Origin of the sequence: Microbacterium sp., assembly GCF_047971895.1 — a bacterium.
Classification (GTDB): Bacteria; Actinomycetota; Actinomycetes; order Actinomycetales; family Microbacteriaceae; genus Microbacterium.
The window spans coordinates 1-14795 of record NZ_JBKEAF010000043.1; the positions used below are offsets into that span (position 1 = coordinate 1).

The 14795-nt window shown below is 70.8% G+C and carries 14 protein-coding genes and 2 pseudogenes; 15 read left to right on the forward strand and 1 reads right to left on the reverse strand.

Annotated elements, in window-relative coordinates; translation table 11 throughout:
* Positions 1-12 precede the first annotated feature (12 nt).
* The 10 genes and pseudogenes from ACK5IN_RS04055 to lysS form a co-directional block, all read left to right on the forward strand.
* A pseudogene (locus ACK5IN_RS04055) lies at positions 13-1098 on the forward strand (cell division protein FtsH); the annotation flags it as partial.
* A gap of 45 nt (positions 1099-1143) precedes the next feature.
* Positions 1144-1743: a GTP cyclohydrolase I FolE gene (folE, locus tag ACK5IN_RS04060; RefSeq protein WP_416894936.1), complete on the forward strand. Its 600-nt coding sequence runs from the start codon at positions 1144-1146 to the stop codon at positions 1741-1743.
* The gene (folP, locus tag ACK5IN_RS04065) at positions 1740-2537 is read left to right on the forward strand and encodes a dihydropteroate synthase (RefSeq protein WP_416894937.1); all 798 of its coding nucleotides are present in this window, start codon (positions 1740-1742) and stop codon (positions 2535-2537) included. The genes folE and folP overlap by 4 nt, the downstream gene beginning before the upstream one ends.
* Before the next feature lies 1 nt (position 2538).
* Positions 2539-2907: a dihydroneopterin aldolase gene (gene folB, locus ACK5IN_RS04070; RefSeq protein WP_416894938.1), complete on the forward strand. Its 369-nt coding sequence runs from the start codon at positions 2539-2541 to the stop codon at positions 2905-2907.
* Positions 2904-3437, forward strand: coding sequence for a 2-amino-4-hydroxy-6-hydroxymethyldihydropteridine diphosphokinase (folK, locus tag ACK5IN_RS04075; protein WP_416894939.1), 534 nt, complete (start codon positions 2904-2906; stop codon positions 3435-3437). Before folB ends, folK begins: the two co-directional genes overlap by 4 nt.
* The gene (locus tag ACK5IN_RS04080; RefSeq protein ID WP_416894940.1) at positions 3434-3919 is read left to right on the forward strand and encodes a DUF3180 domain-containing protein; all 486 of its coding nucleotides are present in this window, start codon (positions 3434-3436) and stop codon (positions 3917-3919) included. The genes folK and ACK5IN_RS04080 overlap by 4 nt, the downstream gene beginning before the upstream one ends.
* Positions 3870-4448 carry a PH domain-containing protein gene (locus tag ACK5IN_RS04085; RefSeq protein WP_416894941.1) on the forward strand — a complete coding sequence of 193 codons (579 nt, stop codon included), beginning with the start codon at positions 3870-3872 and terminating at the stop codon, positions 4446-4448. The genes ACK5IN_RS04080 and ACK5IN_RS04085 overlap by 50 nt, the downstream gene beginning before the upstream one ends.
* Positions 4445-6040, forward strand: coding sequence for a PH domain-containing protein (locus ACK5IN_RS04090; protein ID WP_416894942.1), 1596 nt, complete (start codon positions 4445-4447; stop codon positions 6038-6040). Before ACK5IN_RS04085 ends, ACK5IN_RS04090 begins: the two co-directional genes overlap by 4 nt.
* Positions 6033-6785 carry a DUF2520 domain-containing protein gene (locus ACK5IN_RS04095; RefSeq protein WP_416894943.1) on the forward strand — a complete coding sequence of 251 codons (753 nt, stop codon included), beginning with the start codon at positions 6033-6035 and terminating at the stop codon, positions 6783-6785. Before ACK5IN_RS04090 ends, ACK5IN_RS04095 begins: the two co-directional genes overlap by 8 nt.
* A 136-nt stretch (positions 6786-6921) precedes the next feature.
* Positions 6922-8466 (forward strand): lysine--tRNA ligase, encoded by a 1545-nt coding sequence (gene lysS / locus ACK5IN_RS04100; RefSeq protein WP_416894944.1) that lies wholly within the window; start codon positions 6922-6924, stop codon positions 8464-8466.
* Between the two features lie 3 nt (positions 8467-8469).
* On the opposite strand, the gene ACK5IN_RS04105 is transcribed toward lysS, so the two are convergent.
* Positions 8470-9612: a DUF4192 family protein gene (locus tag ACK5IN_RS04105; protein WP_416894945.1), complete on the reverse strand. Its 1143-nt coding sequence runs from the start codon at positions 9610-9612 to the stop codon at positions 8470-8472.
* Positions 9613-9748: 136 nt separating this feature from the next.
* Between ACK5IN_RS04105 and ACK5IN_RS04110 the strand changes: the two genes are divergently transcribed.
* The 5 genes and pseudogenes from ACK5IN_RS04110 to ACK5IN_RS04130 all read left to right on the forward strand — a co-directional run.
* Positions 9749-9943: a hypothetical protein gene (locus ACK5IN_RS04110; protein WP_416894946.1), complete on the forward strand. Its 195-nt coding sequence runs from the start codon at positions 9749-9751 to the stop codon at positions 9941-9943.
* Between the two features lie 85 nt (positions 9944-10028).
* The gene (gene cls, locus ACK5IN_RS04115; RefSeq protein ID WP_416894949.1) at positions 10029-11474 is read left to right on the forward strand and encodes a cardiolipin synthase; all 1446 of its coding nucleotides are present in this window, start codon (positions 10029-10031) and stop codon (positions 11472-11474) included.
* Positions 11475-11732: 258 nt separating this feature from the next.
* Positions 11733-12758 carry an endonuclease domain-containing protein gene (locus tag ACK5IN_RS04120; RefSeq protein WP_416894947.1) on the forward strand — a complete coding sequence of 342 codons (1026 nt, stop codon included), beginning with the start codon at positions 11733-11735 and terminating at the stop codon, positions 12756-12758.
* A gap of 209 nt (positions 12759-12967) precedes the next feature.
* Complete coding sequence (locus ACK5IN_RS04125) at positions 12968-13681, forward strand: hypothetical protein (protein WP_416894948.1); 714 nt, start codon at positions 12968-12970, stop codon at positions 13679-13681.
* 256 nt (positions 13682-13937) lie between these two features.
* Positions 13938-14747 (forward strand): annotated as a pseudogene (locus ACK5IN_RS04130) (Clp protease N-terminal domain-containing protein); the annotation flags it as partial.
* Positions 14748-14795: the final 48 nt, after the last annotated feature.

The window sequence follows — 14795 nt, forward strand, 5'->3', positions numbered from 1 at the left end:
CACGTCTAGGCCGTCGCGGCGACGAACCGGCCCTCCATCCGCGACCCCGCGTGTCTCCGCCCCGGCCGCTTCGAGCGGCAGATCGGCGTTGACGCCCCCGCCCTGCAGGGCCGAAAGACGCTCCTCGAGGTGCACGGCCGGGGCAAGCCGCTGGCCGACGGCGTCGCCCTCGAGGTCGTCGCGCGAAAGACCCCGGGGTTCACCGGCGCCGACCTGGCCAACGTGCTGAACGAGGCCGCGCTGCTGACGGCGCGCAGCAACGCCCAGCTGATCGACAACCGTGCGCTCGACGAGGCGATCGATCGCGTGATCGCCGGCCCGCAGCGCCGTACCCGTGTGATGAAGGACACGGAGAAGCTCATCACCGCGTACCACGAGGGCGGCCACGCGCTCGTCGCGGCGGCGATGAACCACTCCGACCCGGTGACGAAGATCACGATCCTGCCGCGCGGCAAGGCCCTCGGCTACACGATGGTGATGCCGCTGGAAGACAAGTACTCGGTCACCCGCAATGAGCTGCAGGACCAGCTGGCCTGGGCGATGGGCGGGCGCGTCGCCGAGGAGATCGTGTTCCACGACCCGACCACGGGCGCCTCGAACGACATCGAGAAGGCGACGAACATCGCGCGCAAGATGGTCACCGAGTACGGCATGACCACCGAAGTCGGCCCGGTCAAGCTCGGCTCGGCCTCGGGCGAGGTGTTCATGGGGCGCGACATGGGTCACGGCCGCGAGTACTCCGAGACCGTCGCCGAGCGCGTCGACACGCAGGTGCGCGCCCTGCTCGAGCAGGCGCACAACGAGGCCTACGAGGTGCTCAATGCGAACCGCGACGTCCTCGACCGGCTCGCCCTCGAGCTGCTCGAGAAGGAGACCCTCGACCACATCGCGATCGACGAGATCTTCACCGAGGTGACGAAGCTGCCGCCGCGCCCGCAGTGGCTGTCGAGCGAGCAGCGGCCAGTGTCCCCGCTGCCACCGGTCGAGGTGCCACGTCGACGGGTACCCGAGACCGTCGCCGCCGATGTCGCCGCCGACGAGACCGAGGCGACGCCGCGGCACCGTCCCGCCGCGCCGCCGCGCCCGGCGACCGCGTAGCATCCACCCGCCGCTGTGACCACGGGCACCGCGTAGGCTTTCAGCGTGGCTGTCGACAGGGAGCGCATCGCGCGCGCAGTGCGCGAGATCCTCGAGGCGATCGGTGAGGATCCCGAGCGCCCGGGGCTGAAGGCGACGCCCCAGCGCGTCGCCGACGCGTACGCCGAGTTCTTCGCGGGCGTCGACGACGATGCCTCGGCTCCCCTGCAGAAGACGATCAGCGTGGCGCACGGTCCCGCGCCCGACACGCTGCCCAGCGGTGCCGTGATGGTGCGCGACATCCACTTCCGCTCGGTCTGCGAGCACCACCTGCTGCTGTTCCGCGGGCGTGCGCACATCGCCTACCTCCCGGCCGACAAGGTCGTGGGCCTGGGCGCCCTGCCGAAGGTGGTCGACATCCTCGCGGCGCGCCCGCAGGTGCAGGAGCGCCTGACCGAGCAGGTGGCCGACACGATCGCCGAGGCGCTGGGGGCGCGTGGAGTGCTGGTGGTGATGGATGCCACCCACAACTGCGTCACGATGCGCGGCGAGCGCCAGCGCGAGGCGTCGACGGTGACGATCGCCGCACGCGGCGCGTTCGCCGAGCCCCCCGCGCGCGCCGAGCTGATCGCCCTTCTCGGCGTTGCGACGGAGTCGACGCCGTGACCGCGCTGACCATGGGGATCGTGAACGTGACCCCCGACTCGTTCAGCGACGGCGGTCGCTACCTCGACGCGCAGGCGGCGATCGCCCACGGGCTGGCGCTGCGCGACGCGGGCGCGGCCTACGTCGACGTCGGCGGCGAGTCGACACGCCCCGGTGCACCGCGCGTCGCACCGGCCGAGGAGCGCGACCGCGTGCTGCCCGTCGTCACGGCGCTGGCCACCGCCGGCGTCGCGGTGAGCATCGACACGATGAACGCCGCCACCGCGGTCGCCGCCGTCGAGGCGGGGGCCGTGCTCGTCAACGACGTGTCGGGCGGGCTCGCCGACGCCGGCATGCTCGACGCCGTCGCCGAGACCGGTGCCGACATCGCGCTCGGGCACTGGCGCGGCCCGTCGCGCGACATGTACGCCGGGGCCGAGTACGCCGACGTCGCCCGCGAGGTCGCGGCCGAGCTGCGCGTGCGGGTCGATGCGGCGGCGGCCGCCGGCATCCCTCCCTCCCGCGTCGTCGTCGACCCGGGTATCGGGTTCGGCAAGACCGGCGCGCACAACTGGGTGCTGCTGCGCGACCTCGCCACGATCACGGCGCTGGGCCACCGTGTGCTCGTCGGGACCAGCCGCAAACGGTTCCTCGGCGAGGTGCTGGGCGAGGATGCCACGCCCGCCCGCCGCGACCTGGCCACCGCCGTCACCAGCGCCCTCGCCTCCCGCGCGGGGGCCTGGGGCGTGCGGGTGCACGACGTGGCCGCCACACGCGACGCGCTGGCCGTCGAACGCGCGTGGCAGGAGGGCTGACATGGACGTCACCGATCGCATCGTGCTGCGTGGTATCCGCGCCCGCGGACACCACGGCGTGTACGACTTCGAGCGCGAGCAGGGGCAGGACTTTGTCGTCGATGCCACTCTGCACCTGGCGCTGCACACCGCGGCGGCGACCGACGACGTCGCCGACACCGTGCACTACGGCGAGGTCGCCGAGCAGATCACGGCGATCGTCGGCGGCGAGCCTGTGAACCTCATCGAGACGCTTGCCGAGCGGATCGCCGCCGCCGTGCTGCAGGACGAACGTGTGCGCACCGTCGAGGTCACGGTGCACAAGCCGCAGGCGCCGATCGCGCAGGTGTTCGACGACGTCGCGGTCACGATCGTGCGGAGCCGCGCATGAACCGGCGGCTGACCGAGCCGATCCCCGCGCGGGAGGCCGCGGCATCCACTCCCGTCCGGGCGGTCGTCGCGCTGGGGTCGAACCTCGGCGACCGTGAGGCGATGCTCACGGCGGCCGTGCACGCGCTGGCGCACCTGCCGCTGGTCGACGCGGTGGTCGCATCCGAGCCGATCGAGTCGGTCGCGATGACGCCCGAAGGGCCGGATGACACCCGCCCCGCGTACCTCAACGCGGTCGCCCTGGTCACGACTCGGCAGGCGCCGAGCGTGCTGCTGGGCCATCTGCAGCGGATCGAGAAGGACCACGGCCGGGTGCGCGGGGACCGGGTGTGGGCAGACCGCACGCTCGACCTCGACCTCATCGCGTACGGCGACGTGCGCAGCGACGACACCGCCCTGACCCTGCCGCACCCGCGTGCGCACGAGCGCGACTTCGTGCTCGCACCCTGGCTGGTCGTCGACCCCGACGCCGAGCTGCCCGGGTACGGCCGGGTCGACCGGCTGCTGGCCGACCTGCGGAGCAGCCGGTGAAGCGCACCGGTCCCGTTGCCATCATCGTGGCCGCGCTGCTCGGTGCGGCGACGGGCTTCCTGCTCGATCAGCTGCTCACCGCGAACGCACGGCCGACCTTCACCCCCACGTTGTCGCTGCCGATCGTGCTCGTGCTGATCGGGGGGCTGGTCGTCGTGTTCGCCGTGCCGATTCGCCGCGCCGCCCGCGGCGACCGGGTGCACGTCAACCCGTTCCGTGCGCTGCGCGTCGCCGTGCTGGCGAAGGCGTCGAGCATCGTGGGGGCGGTGGCCGGCGGCTTCGCGGCGGGGCTGCTGCTGTTCCTCGCGACGCGCCCGGTGACGCCTTCGTTAGGCTCGATGAGCGAGATCATCGCATCGCTGGTCGCGGGGGTGATCCTCGTCGCGGCCGGGCTCGTAGCCGAGCATCTGTGCATCATCCGGAAGGACGACGATGACGAACACCCCGGAGACCCCGGACTCCCCCAACCGCCTCGACCCTGATTCCCTGGACCGGGGCACGTTCGACGCCGTGAAGCAGCCGCGCAGCGAGAACCGGCTGCCGCTCGGCGACGGCGTATGGCACCAGCTCGCCCGCTCGTACGTGTGGGTGCGGCTCATCTCGACCGGGGTGGTGATCGTGCTCGTGGCGGCCGCGGCCGTCGTCGTCTCGCTGCTGTCCCGGCAGCCGTGGGTGTGGATCCCCGCTGGGATCACGCTGGGGGTGCTCGTGTGGATCCTGGCGATCACGCCGCGGCAGGCGCGCGCATACGGGTATCAGCTGCGCCGCGATGACCTGGTGTTCCGGCGCGGCATCCTGTGGCAGCGCATCGTCGCCGTCCCGTATGGGCGCATGCAGCTCGTGGACATCAGGCACGGACCGCTCGATCGTGGCTTCGGCATCGCCCAGCTCAAGCTCGTCACCGCGGCGGCGTCGACCGGCGTCACGATCCCCGGCCTCACCCAAGACGCCGCCGAGAGCCTGCGCGACACGCTCGTGGACGTCGCCGAGACGAGACGGACCGGGCTGTGACGGATGCTTCGCAGCTCGCCGACGGCCAATGGCACCGGCTGCACCCGCTGACGCCGCTGTTCCGCGGTGGGCTGGTACTGGTGATCGTCGCCGGCATCATCATCTCGAACTTCCGGGAGCGGTTCGTCGAATGGCTGCTGCCGATGTTCGTGCCGTCGTTCTCGTTCGGCGACGAAGCACCGAGAGACCCGCTCGACTACGTGCTCGAGCACGGTCTCATCCCGCTCGCCGCTCTGGCGGTGCTCGTCGTGCTGCTCGTCGTGCTGGGGCTCTTCTACCTGTCGTGGCGGTTCCACACCTTCCGCATCACCGGCGACGACGTCGAGGTGCGCAACGGGGTGCTGTTCCGCCAGCACCGGCGGGCTCCTCTCGACCGCGTGCAGGGCGTGAACCTCACGCGACCGATGTTCGCGCGGCTGTGCGGCATGGCCAAGCTCGAGGTCGTCGGTGCGGGCACGGGCGCCGATGCCAACGTGCGGCTCGAGTACCTGTCGACCGCGAACGCCGAGGCGGTGCGCGCCGATATCCTGCGGCTCGCCTCGGGTGCGCAGGGGCACCTCTCGGCGGCTCCGAGCGGCGCCGATGCCGCACCTGGTGCTGATCCGACGCCCGGACGCCCGAGCTCCCCGAGCCTGTCGAGGGGTGCCGCAGTCGTGAGCGACGGCATCACCGGGCTCATCGTCGGTGCCGAGCAGCCCGTCGCCGATCCGCAGTCCGTGGTGCACATCCCTCCCGGCCGCCTCGTGGCATCCCATCTGCTCTCCGGCAGTACCGTGGCGCTGCTGCTGATCGTCGCGGGCATCGTCGTGGGTGCCGTCGTCAGCACCCCGCGGGTGCTGTTCGCGCTCATCCCCTCGCTGCTCGTCATCGGCGCGTACTGGGTGCGCACCATCACGCGCGCGCTGCGGTACTCGATCGCCCCGACGCCGAATGGCATCCGCGTCACATTCGGGCTGTTCACGACGGTCACCGAGATCCTGCCGCCCGGCCGCGTGCACGCTGTCCAGGTCACGCAGCCGCTGCTGTGGCGCCCGTGGGGCTGGTGGTCGGTGCGCGTCAACCGCCTTTCGGGCCACGGGGCCCCCGGCAGGGCATCCGACCAGTTCGCCACCGTGCTGCCCGTCGGAACGCGCGCGGACATCGAACGCGTGCTGCGGCTGCTGCTGCCGGGCCGCCCCGACGACGAGTGGCCCGCGGTGCTCGAGGACGGGCTCGTCGGACCCCGCGACGACGACCCGTACGTGAACACACCCCGCCGGGCACGGTTGCTGCGCCCGCTGTCGTGGCGGCGGAACGGCTACCTCATCGCGCCGGATGCGCTGTTCCTGCGGCGCGGTGCGATCTGGCGATCGCTGGCTGTGTTCCCCCTCGCGCGCATGCAGAGCATCAGCATCGCGCAGGGACCGGTCGACCGCATGCTGCGCACTGCCGTGACCTCCGCGCACACGATCCCCGGTCTCGTGTCGGGCGAGCTCGGCGCCGTCGACCGGGAGGCGGCACTGCACCTGTTCGACACCGTCGAGGCGCAGGCAATCTCTGCCGCCGCGGGCGATCGCTCGCATCGCTGGGCCGGAGGCGGCACGCATGGCTGAGCGCGACGGCCGCCTCGGCGTCGGCGTGATCGGCGCCGGCAGGGTCGGCCCCGTGTTCGCGGCTGCACTCGCCGGTGCCGGACACGCCCTCACCGGCATCACCGGTGGCTCCGACCCCGAGCGGGTGGCGGCCATGCTCCCCGGGCTTCCGATTCTCGACGCGGTCGACGTCGCACGACGCAGCGAGCTCGTGGTGGTCGCGGTTCCGCACGACGAGCTGCCGGGACTGGTCGCTGGGCTCGCCGAGCTCGACGCCTGGCAGACTGGCCAGCTCGTGCTGCACACCGACCCGGCGCACGGACTCGACGTGCTGCAGCCCGCGGTCGACCGCGGTGCCATCCCCCTGGCCGTGCACCCTGCGATCGCGTTCACCGGCACGTCGATGGACGTGCGCACCCTGCGCGATGCGCACGCGGGGGTCGCCGCGCCGGGGCCGTTCCTGCCCATCGCGCAGGCGCTCGCCGTGGAGCTCGGCTGCGAACCGGTCGTCATCAGCGAGCAGGCGCGGCCCGCCTATGCCGAGGCGATCGCCACGGCGACCACATTCTCCCGCTCGATCGTGCGCCAGTCCACCGCGTTGCTGCGCGAGGCCGGGGTCGAGGCGCCCGGGTCGTTCCTGTCGCTGCTCGTGCACTCCACGGTCGACCAGGCGCTCGCCGACGCGAATCCGGCTTCAGAGGTCGACGGGCTGGGCGAGCGCGGCGGGCTGGGCGGGCTCGGCGGGCACGGCGGGCTCGGCGGCTGACCCGCGCACAGGTTCGCAGTGTCGCGGCAACTTCGCAGGTATTCACCGTTCGCCTGCGAACATGGGGCATTTCTGCGACGTCGGTGCGTGCGACCGCCTCGGTAGGATTGGGTTCTGCTTTTCGAGGAGCCCACCGATGATCGACCAGCCGACCCCTGCGCCCGCCGAGCCCACAGCGGAGGACGTGCGCCGTGCGGAGCTCGCCGACGCATTCGAGCAGAAGGCCGTGCGGCTCGCGAAGCGCGAGCGGTTGATCGCAGAGCGGGCGGATGCATCGGGCGGCGCGTACCCCGTCACGGTCCCCGTGACCGATACGATTCCCGCGCTGCGGGAACGCTTCGCAGACCTCGAGGCGGGCGACGAGACCGGCGTGACCGCCGCGGTCGCCGGCCGTGTGGTGTTCAGCCGCAACACCGGCAAGCTGTGCTTCGCGAGCCTGCAGTCCGGCGACGGCAGCCGCATCCAGGCGATGGTCTCACTCGCCGCCGTCGGCGAGGAGTCGCTGCAGCGCTGGAAGGAGCTCGTCGACCTCGGCGATCACGTCTTCGTGTCGGGCGAGGTCGTCTCGAGCCGCCGCGGCGAGTTGTCGATCATGGTCGGCGATTGGCAGATCGCGTCGAAGGCGATCCTGCCGCTGCCGAATATGTACGCCGAACTGAGCGAGGAGTCCCGCGTGCGCTCGCGGTTCCTCGACCTCATCGTGCGCGATCGGGCCCGTGCGACGGTGCTCGCCCGGGCGAAGGTGAACTCCAGCATCCGGGCCACCCTCGACGGCCACGGCTTCATCGAGGTCGAGACGCCGATCCTTCAGGTGCAGCCCGGGGGAGCGGCGGCCCGCCCGTTCGTGACGCACTCCAACGCGTTCGACACCGAGCTGTACCTGCGCATCGCCACCGAGCTGTTCCTCAAGCGCGCCGTCGTCGGCGGCATCGACCGCGTGTACGAGGTGAACCGCGACTTCCGCAACGAGGGCGCCGACTCGACGCACAGCCCCGAGTTCGCGATGCTCGAGGCGTACCAGGCGTACACCGACTACCACGGCATCGCCGACCTCACCCAGCAGCTCATCCAGAACGCCGCGATCGCCGTCGCAGGCTCCACGACGGTGACCTGGGCCGACGGCACCGAGTACGACCTCGGCGGTCAGTGGGAGCGGGTGTCGATGTACGACTCGCTGAGCGAGGCATCCGGCGCCCCCATCACCCCGCAGACGTCGCTGGCCGACCTCGAGGCCCTCGCCGCGAAGGCGGGCGTCGACGCGCCCCCGCACGCTACGCACGGCAAGTGGGTCGAAGAGCTGTGGGAGCACTTCGTCAAGGCCGACCTCACGCGCCCGACCTTCGTCATGGACTTCCCCGTCGACACCAGCCCGCTCGTGCGCGAGCACCGGTCGATCCCGGGCGTGGTCGAGAAGTGGGATCTGTACATCCGCGGCTTCGAGCTTGCGACCGGGTACTCCGAGCTCATCGACCCCGTCATCCAGCGCGAACGGTTCGTCGAGCAGGCGAAGCTCGCCGCGCGCGGCGACCTCGAGGCGATGACGATCGACGAGGAGTTCCTGCGGGCGATGGAGCACGGGATGCCGCCGATGGGCGGCATGGGCATGGGCATCGACCGGCTGCTCATGGCGATCACCGGCCTCGGCATCCGCGAGACGATCCTGTTCCCGCTCGTCAAGTAGACCTCAGCGGACGCGGTGGTACGTCCAGTCGGGCAGATGCCCCGCCGAGAGCATCGTCGCGAGGATCGCAGCGAGGCCGTGCTCGGCGTCGATCTCGCCCGCCCGGTCGACGTACCAGCCGGCGTGCGTGCTGCGCCCCAGCGCCCAGCACAGCCAGCCCGCCGCGGCGAGGGGCCCGGGTCGCGATGCGCGTGGGGCGAGTGCGGCGGCGTGCCGAGCGACCTCGAGGGCGCGCTCCAACCGTGACGCGTCGGGTCGGTCGCCCTCGCCCCACAGATACTGGGCGAGCTCGGCCGGGTACTCCTGGCCGCTCTCCCAGCGCAGCTGCGCGTGCAGCGCGGCGTCACCGGTGTCGAGGCCGGTGCTCCATTGCACGAGCGCGATGTCGCGCAGCGCGGGCCGCTGCAGGCACCAGATGAGCGCGGCGGCATCGAACGGGCGCAGGTCTTCGGGCTCCCACCGCAGCGCGTCCTCGAAGAGCGCCGGGATGTCATCGAGTGCGCACGCCGCGGCCAGCGCCTGCGGGTCGAGCGCGGCGAGGTCGACGCGTGCCGAGCGGGCCGACCCGGTCGCCGCCGACACCGCGGCGACCGCGTCGACCAGCGAAGCCAGCGCCCTGGCCGTGTGCTCGGTCTGTGCGAGGTCGACGCCGGGCAGCTGCGCACCCGAGGTCTGATCGCCGAGCGGCGCGCGCATCTCCTCGGGCAGCAGATCGATGAGCGCATCCTCGGCGAGGTCGGAGAGTGGATGCCGGTGGCCCTCGTCGTCCAGGTACGATCCCCACCCGTCGGCGGCGACGCAGAAGGCGTTCACGACACGGAGGCCGCAGGCATCCATCTTCTGCATCAGTGCGTGCACGACGTCCGCATGCGCGAGGGTGCTGTCGCCGGCGGCGAGCGCGTCGTCGGTGTACACGACGAGCGCGGCGCCGTCGGCGTCACGGACACGGCAGAGCATGCCGACGAGGGTCGCAGCGATGCTGTCGACATCGTTGCCGGGGGTCGGCAGGTCGACGCGCAGCACACCGACCGTGCGCACGTCGTCGAACGGCACCAGGGCGATGCTGCGCACCGGGCGGCAGCCGGCGAGCCGGGGGACGAGAGCGAGGAACTCCGCGGGGTCCGCGGCGGGGATGATCGTTGTCATCCCCCGAGGGTGACCGAAGCGGCCGACGCCGGAATCGGCACCCCTCCTCGAGGCGCCCCGTTCGGGGGACACGGCCGCGGCCACCGGGCTTGGGGAGGAGCAGATCGCCCGCGCGGACGCGGGTACGATGGAAGGCATGGACAATCTCTGGCTTGCGATCCTGTGGGCTCTGCTGCCCCCCGTCGTGGTGGCCGGGGTCTTCTTCTTCCTGCTGCGCGGTGTCCTGCGGATGGACCGCACCGAACGCCGCGCCTACGCGAAGATCGAGGCGCAGGAACGCGCGCGTCGCGGTATGCCCGCGGCATCCACCTCCGCTTCCGCCGACTCCTGAGCCGCGCACGGCCGCACCGCCCAGTACGCTGGGGGCCGGAGCATCGAGCCAGGGGGTCGCAGCGATGGTGAACATCACGTTCAACATGACGTGGTGGGTGCTGGTGGTGATGGTCTTCGACCTGACCGTGCGCATCGCCGCGATCATCATCGTGCCGCGCAACCGGCGCCCCACCGCGGCGATGGCGTGGCTGCTGGCGATCTACTTCATCCCGCTGATCGGCGTGCTGCTGTTCCTGCTGATCGGCAACCCGCGGCTGCCGCGCAAGCGCCGCAAGATGCAGCGGCAGGTCAACGACTACATCCAGCGGACCAGCGAGCACCTCGACTTCGGCACCCTGCGCCCCAACGCACCCCCCGGCTACACCTCGCTGGTCACCATGAACCGACAGTTCGGCGCGATGCCGCTGTCGGGAGACAACGACGCCCACCTCATCTCGGGCTACCGGGAGAGCCTCGACGCGATGGCGGAGGCGATCCGGTCGGCAGAGCGCCATGTGCACGTCGAGTTCTACATCCTGCAGACGGATGCCTCCACCGACAACTTCTTCCGCGCGCTCGAAGAGACCTGCGCCCGCGGCGTGACGGTGCGCGTACTGCTGGACCACTGGGCCAACCGGGGCAAGCCCTTCTACAAGCAGACGCTGCGCCGGCTCGACGAGATGGGCGCGCAGTGGCGGCTGATGCTGCCCGTGCAGCCGCTCAAGGGCAAATACCAGCGCCCCGACCTGCGCAACCACCGCAAGCTGCTCGTCGTCGACGGCACGGTCGCGTTCATGGGCTCGCAGAACGTCACCGACTCGACGTACAACCTGAAGAAGAACATCCAGCGCGGGCTGCACTGGGTCGACCTCATGTGCCGACTCGAGGGGCCGGTCGTCGCCTCGGTCAACGCGGTGTTCCTGTCGGACTGGTACGCCGAGACCGGCGAGGTGCTCACCGACGAGATCGACCTGTTCGACGTGCGCAGCGGGCCGGGCGACCTCGACTGCCAGGTCGTGCCGTCGGGGCCGGGGTTCGAGGCCGAGAACAACCTGCGGCTCTTCCTGGCGCTGCTGTACTACGCGCAAGAGCGGGTCATCATCGTCAGTCCCTACTTCGTGCCCGACGAGGCGCTGCTGCTGGCGGTCACGACGGCCTGCCAGCGCGGGCTGCAGGTCGAGCTGTTCGTCTCCGAAGAGGGTGACCAGGCCATGGTCTACCACGCGCAGCGCAGCTACTACGAGGTGCTGCTGCGTGCCGGAGTGAAGATCTGGATGTACCGCAAGCCGTTCATCCTGCACTCCAAGTCGATGACGATCGACGACGAGCTCGCGATCGTCGGCTCGAGCAACATGGACATGCGCTCGTTCGGCCTCAACATGGAGATCTCGCTCTTCGTACGCGGCGAGGAGTTCGTGCGTGAGATGCGCGAGGTCGAGCAGAGCTACCGCGAGCTGTCGCGCGAGCTGACCCTCGATGAGTGGAAGAAGCAGCCGCTGCGCTCGACCGTGCTCGACAACCTCGCCCGGCTCACCAGCGCACTGCAGTGAGTCGTCGCATATCGCGGGTGTTCTTGCCGGCGACTGTGCAGATGTGGCGACTCGGCGGTGCAGCGTGCGCCACGTCACGCGGCGACCTCGCGTGACGACTCTGCGGTCGTCACGTATGCACGGTGCGGCCGGCCCGGACTGTGCATATGCGACGACGCAGCGCCTGTGGAGGAAGAGACGCCGTGTGGATTCGCGATGGGCTCGGGGGTTGTGGACAACCGTCGCGGAGAGGGTCGGCGGGCCTGCGACAGTATCGCCATGCATCGCGCCGATCTCCCGTCCGACCTCGACTTCGCGTTCTCCGTCAGGGAGGCCCGCGAGGCCGGAGTGACGCGCTCTCGGCTGCGGGCAGCTGACCTCACACGCACGTTCCACGGTGCCCGCGCCTTGGTCGGCGCCGACCTGGTCGCCGACAGCGCGTCGAACGCCGCTCGCGCCTATCCCCGCAGTCCGGCCGCCCGCCGCATCCATGAGCGGGCGCGGGAGTACGAGGTTGTGAAGCGGGAGGACGCGTACTTCAGTCACCTCACGGCGGCCGTGCTGTGGGATGCTCCGCTGCCCCGTCACCTCTTCGTGGCTGCGGGTGGCCGCCCGGCGGCCTTCGACCCCGAGATGCTCGAGGTCAGCGTTCCCTGGCCTTCGCGCGCACCGCGTGGCGGCGTGCGCGGCCACGCGATCCGCCCCGCGCTCGCGCGGGTCGTCACGCACCCCGTGTCGCGCCTGCGCATCGCCGACCCCACCACGACGTGGGCGATGCTCGGCGGAGTGCTGAGGCATCCCTTCGATCTCGTCGCCGTCGCCGACTACTTCGTGCGTGTTCAGCGCCCGCCGATGAGCCAGCCGGATGCCGCAATGCCGGCGCCGTTGACCACGATCGCGCACCTCGGCGATGCGCTCACCGCGGGTCGGCGCTGTAGCGCGCGGGTGCTGCGAGCGGCGCTCGAACGCGTGCGCACGGGCTCGGCGTCGCGGCCCGAGACATGGACGCGACTCAGCCTCGTCGATGCGGGGTTGCCGGAACCAGACCTCGACGTCGATGTCGTGGACGAGGACGGGCGGTTCCTCGCGCGGGTCGACATGGCGTACCCACGGTTGCGCATCGCGATCGAGTACGACGGTCAGCACCATTCCTCAGGCAGACAGTGGGAGAGCGATGTCGACCGCTATGCCCGGCTCGAAGCCGCCGGCTGGATCGTGATTCGGGTGACGAAGGGGATGCTCTTCGGTCGACCGGACGTGTTCGTGCAGCGTGTACGTGCGGCGCTCGCACGGCCCCGTCCGTGACGGCCCGCTATCGCGTCGCCCCGTCGCGATACGCCGTAACCCCTCGTGAGTCGGCGCATATGGCGAGTCTGCGCGCGTGTCACTGTGCGCATGCGACGACCGAAAATGGTGGGCGCCCGGGAAGGGAATGGATGCCGCGGCGGCGACGTCACCGATTCGTGATCTGTTTCCCTGGTTCCATACATGCGGCATCGGCCATGATCGTGTGCATGAGGATTCTGCGTACTGCCGCGCTCGCATCGACCGTGGCAGCCGGTCTGCTGCTCGCCGCCTGTGCCACCCCGCCGAGTGGCACCCCCCTGCCGATCACGCCCGACCCCACCGACGAGACGTCCGTCGCCACCGAGGTGCACGCGGCCTGGCTCGACGACGGTCGGGTGATCGGGCTGGTCACGTACGGCAGCTCGACGTGCCTGCCGACGGTCGGCTCCGTCGAGGGCGAGGGCCAGCGCGTCACCGTCGAGATCGACGAGTCCGAGGAGGCGCGGCCATGCACGATGGACTACGCGCCGCAGGCCACCCTCATCGGGGTTCCCGAAGGCGTCGACGCCGCCGAGGCGGTCGAGATCGTGCTGACGGGGGCACTCAGCGGCGCGACATCGCTCGACGGCGACGCTGACCTCACCGGCACGGGCGAGGAGTTCGTGCCGAGCGCGGGATGGTTCAGCGATGACGGGTTCGCGGTCGTCACCTGGGGATCGTCGACGTGCGCGCCCCTCGTGGAGAGCGTCGAGGCGACCGGCGACGACGCGATCACCCTCACGTTCGCCGAGTTCGAGGGTAACCAGGCGTGCACCAGCGACCTGGCACCGCGCATCGCCATCGCGGAGGTGCCCGAGGGCTTCGGCGATGAGGACGACGTCACCCTGACCCTCACTGGCGCGGGCGTGAGCGGCACCGTGGAGATCCTCGGCGACCGCTGAGGCGACGCATCCACTCACTCGCCGGCGCGCACCGGCAGTTCGCCGACCGCGCAGTCGAGAGCTGACCGGGGCTTCCCGACTCTTCGGTCGTCGCGTACGGCGGGTCTTGCCGGGCGTGACCGTGCAGATGTGACGACCGAACGCGTGGGGAGTGACCCGAGAGCCCGGTATGCCGAGGGCGAACAGCGGCATGCGGCACCCGCCCGCTGGTTACGCTCGTTGTACGGCGCCAGAAGCGCGCCCGGAGGAGTTCCCGATGTTCGAGAGATTCACGGATCGTGCCCGTCGTGTGGTTGTGCTCGCCCAGGAAGAGGCGAAGATGCTCAACCACAACTACATCGGCACCGAGCACATCCTGCTCGGGCTGATCCACGAGGGCGAAGGAGTGGCCGCCAAGGCCCTCGAGAGCCTCGGCATCTCGCTCGACGCCGTGCGCGAGCAGGTGCAGGACATCATCGGCCAGGGCCAGCAGCAGCCGACCGGGCACATCCCGTTCACACCGCGCGCGAAGAAGGTGCTCGAGCTGAGCCTGCGCGAAGCGCTGCAGCTCGGCCACAACTACATCGGCACCGAGCACATCCTGCTGGGGCTGATCCGCGAGGGCGAGGGCGTCGCCGCCCAGGTGCTCGTCAAGCTCGGCGCCGATCTCAACAAGGTGCGCCAGCAGGTCATCCAGCTGCTCAGCGGCTACCAGGGCAAGGAGCCCGCCGCCGTCTCGGGGGCCGCGCACGAGCAGGGCCAGACCGCCCAGGGCGGATCGGCGGTGCTCGACCAGTTCGGCCGCAATCTCACACAGGCCGCCCGCGAGAACAAGCTCGACCCCGTCATCGGCCGCGAGAAGGAGATCGAGCGGGTCATGCAGATCCTCTCCCGCCGCTCCAAGAACAACCCCGTCCTGATCGGCGAGCCCGGCGTCGGCAAGACCGCCGTCGTCGAGGGCCTCGCGCAGGCCATCGTCTAGGGCGAGGTGCCCGAGACGCTCAAGGACAAGCAGGTCTACGTGCTCGACCTCGGCTCCATGATCGCGGGCAGCCGCTACCGCGGCGACTTCGAGGAGCGCCTGAAGTAGGTGACCAAGGAGATCCGCAACCGCGGCGACATCATCATCTTCATC

Bases quoted from the DNA above. Each gene is read 5' to 3' on its own strand.
- ACK5IN_RS04125 (WP_416894948.1), top strand. From the start codon at position 12,968: ATGAGGATTCTGCGTACTGCCGCGCTCGCATCGACCGTGGCAGCCGGT.
- folK (WP_416894939.1), top strand. From the start codon at position 2,904: ATGAACCGGCGGCTGACCGAGCCGATCCCCGCGCGGGAGGCCGCGGCA.
- cls (WP_416894949.1), top strand. From the start codon at position 10,029: ATGACGTGGTGGGTGCTGGTGGTGATGGTCTTCGACCTGACCGTGCGC.
- folB (WP_416894938.1), top strand. From the start codon at position 2,539: ATGGACGTCACCGATCGCATCGTGCTGCGTGGTATCCGCGCCCGCGGA.
- ACK5IN_RS04085 (WP_416894941.1), top strand. From the start codon at position 3,870: ATGACGAACACCCCGGAGACCCCGGACTCCCCCAACCGCCTCGACCCT.
- lysS (WP_416894944.1), top strand. From the start codon at position 6,922: ATGATCGACCAGCCGACCCCTGCGCCCGCCGAGCCCACAGCGGAGGAC.
- ACK5IN_RS04095 (WP_416894943.1), top strand. From the start codon at position 6,033: ATGGCTGAGCGCGACGGCCGCCTCGGCGTCGGCGTGATCGGCGCCGGC.
- ACK5IN_RS04105 (WP_416894945.1), bottom strand. From the start codon at position 9,612: ATGACAACGATCATCCCCGCCGCGGACCCCGCGGAGTTCCTCGCTCTC.
- ACK5IN_RS04110 (WP_416894946.1), top strand. From the start codon at position 9,749: ATGGACAATCTCTGGCTTGCGATCCTGTGGGCTCTGCTGCCCCCCGTC.
- ACK5IN_RS04120 (WP_416894947.1), top strand. From the start codon at position 11,733: ATGCATCGCGCCGATCTCCCGTCCGACCTCGACTTCGCGTTCTCCGTC.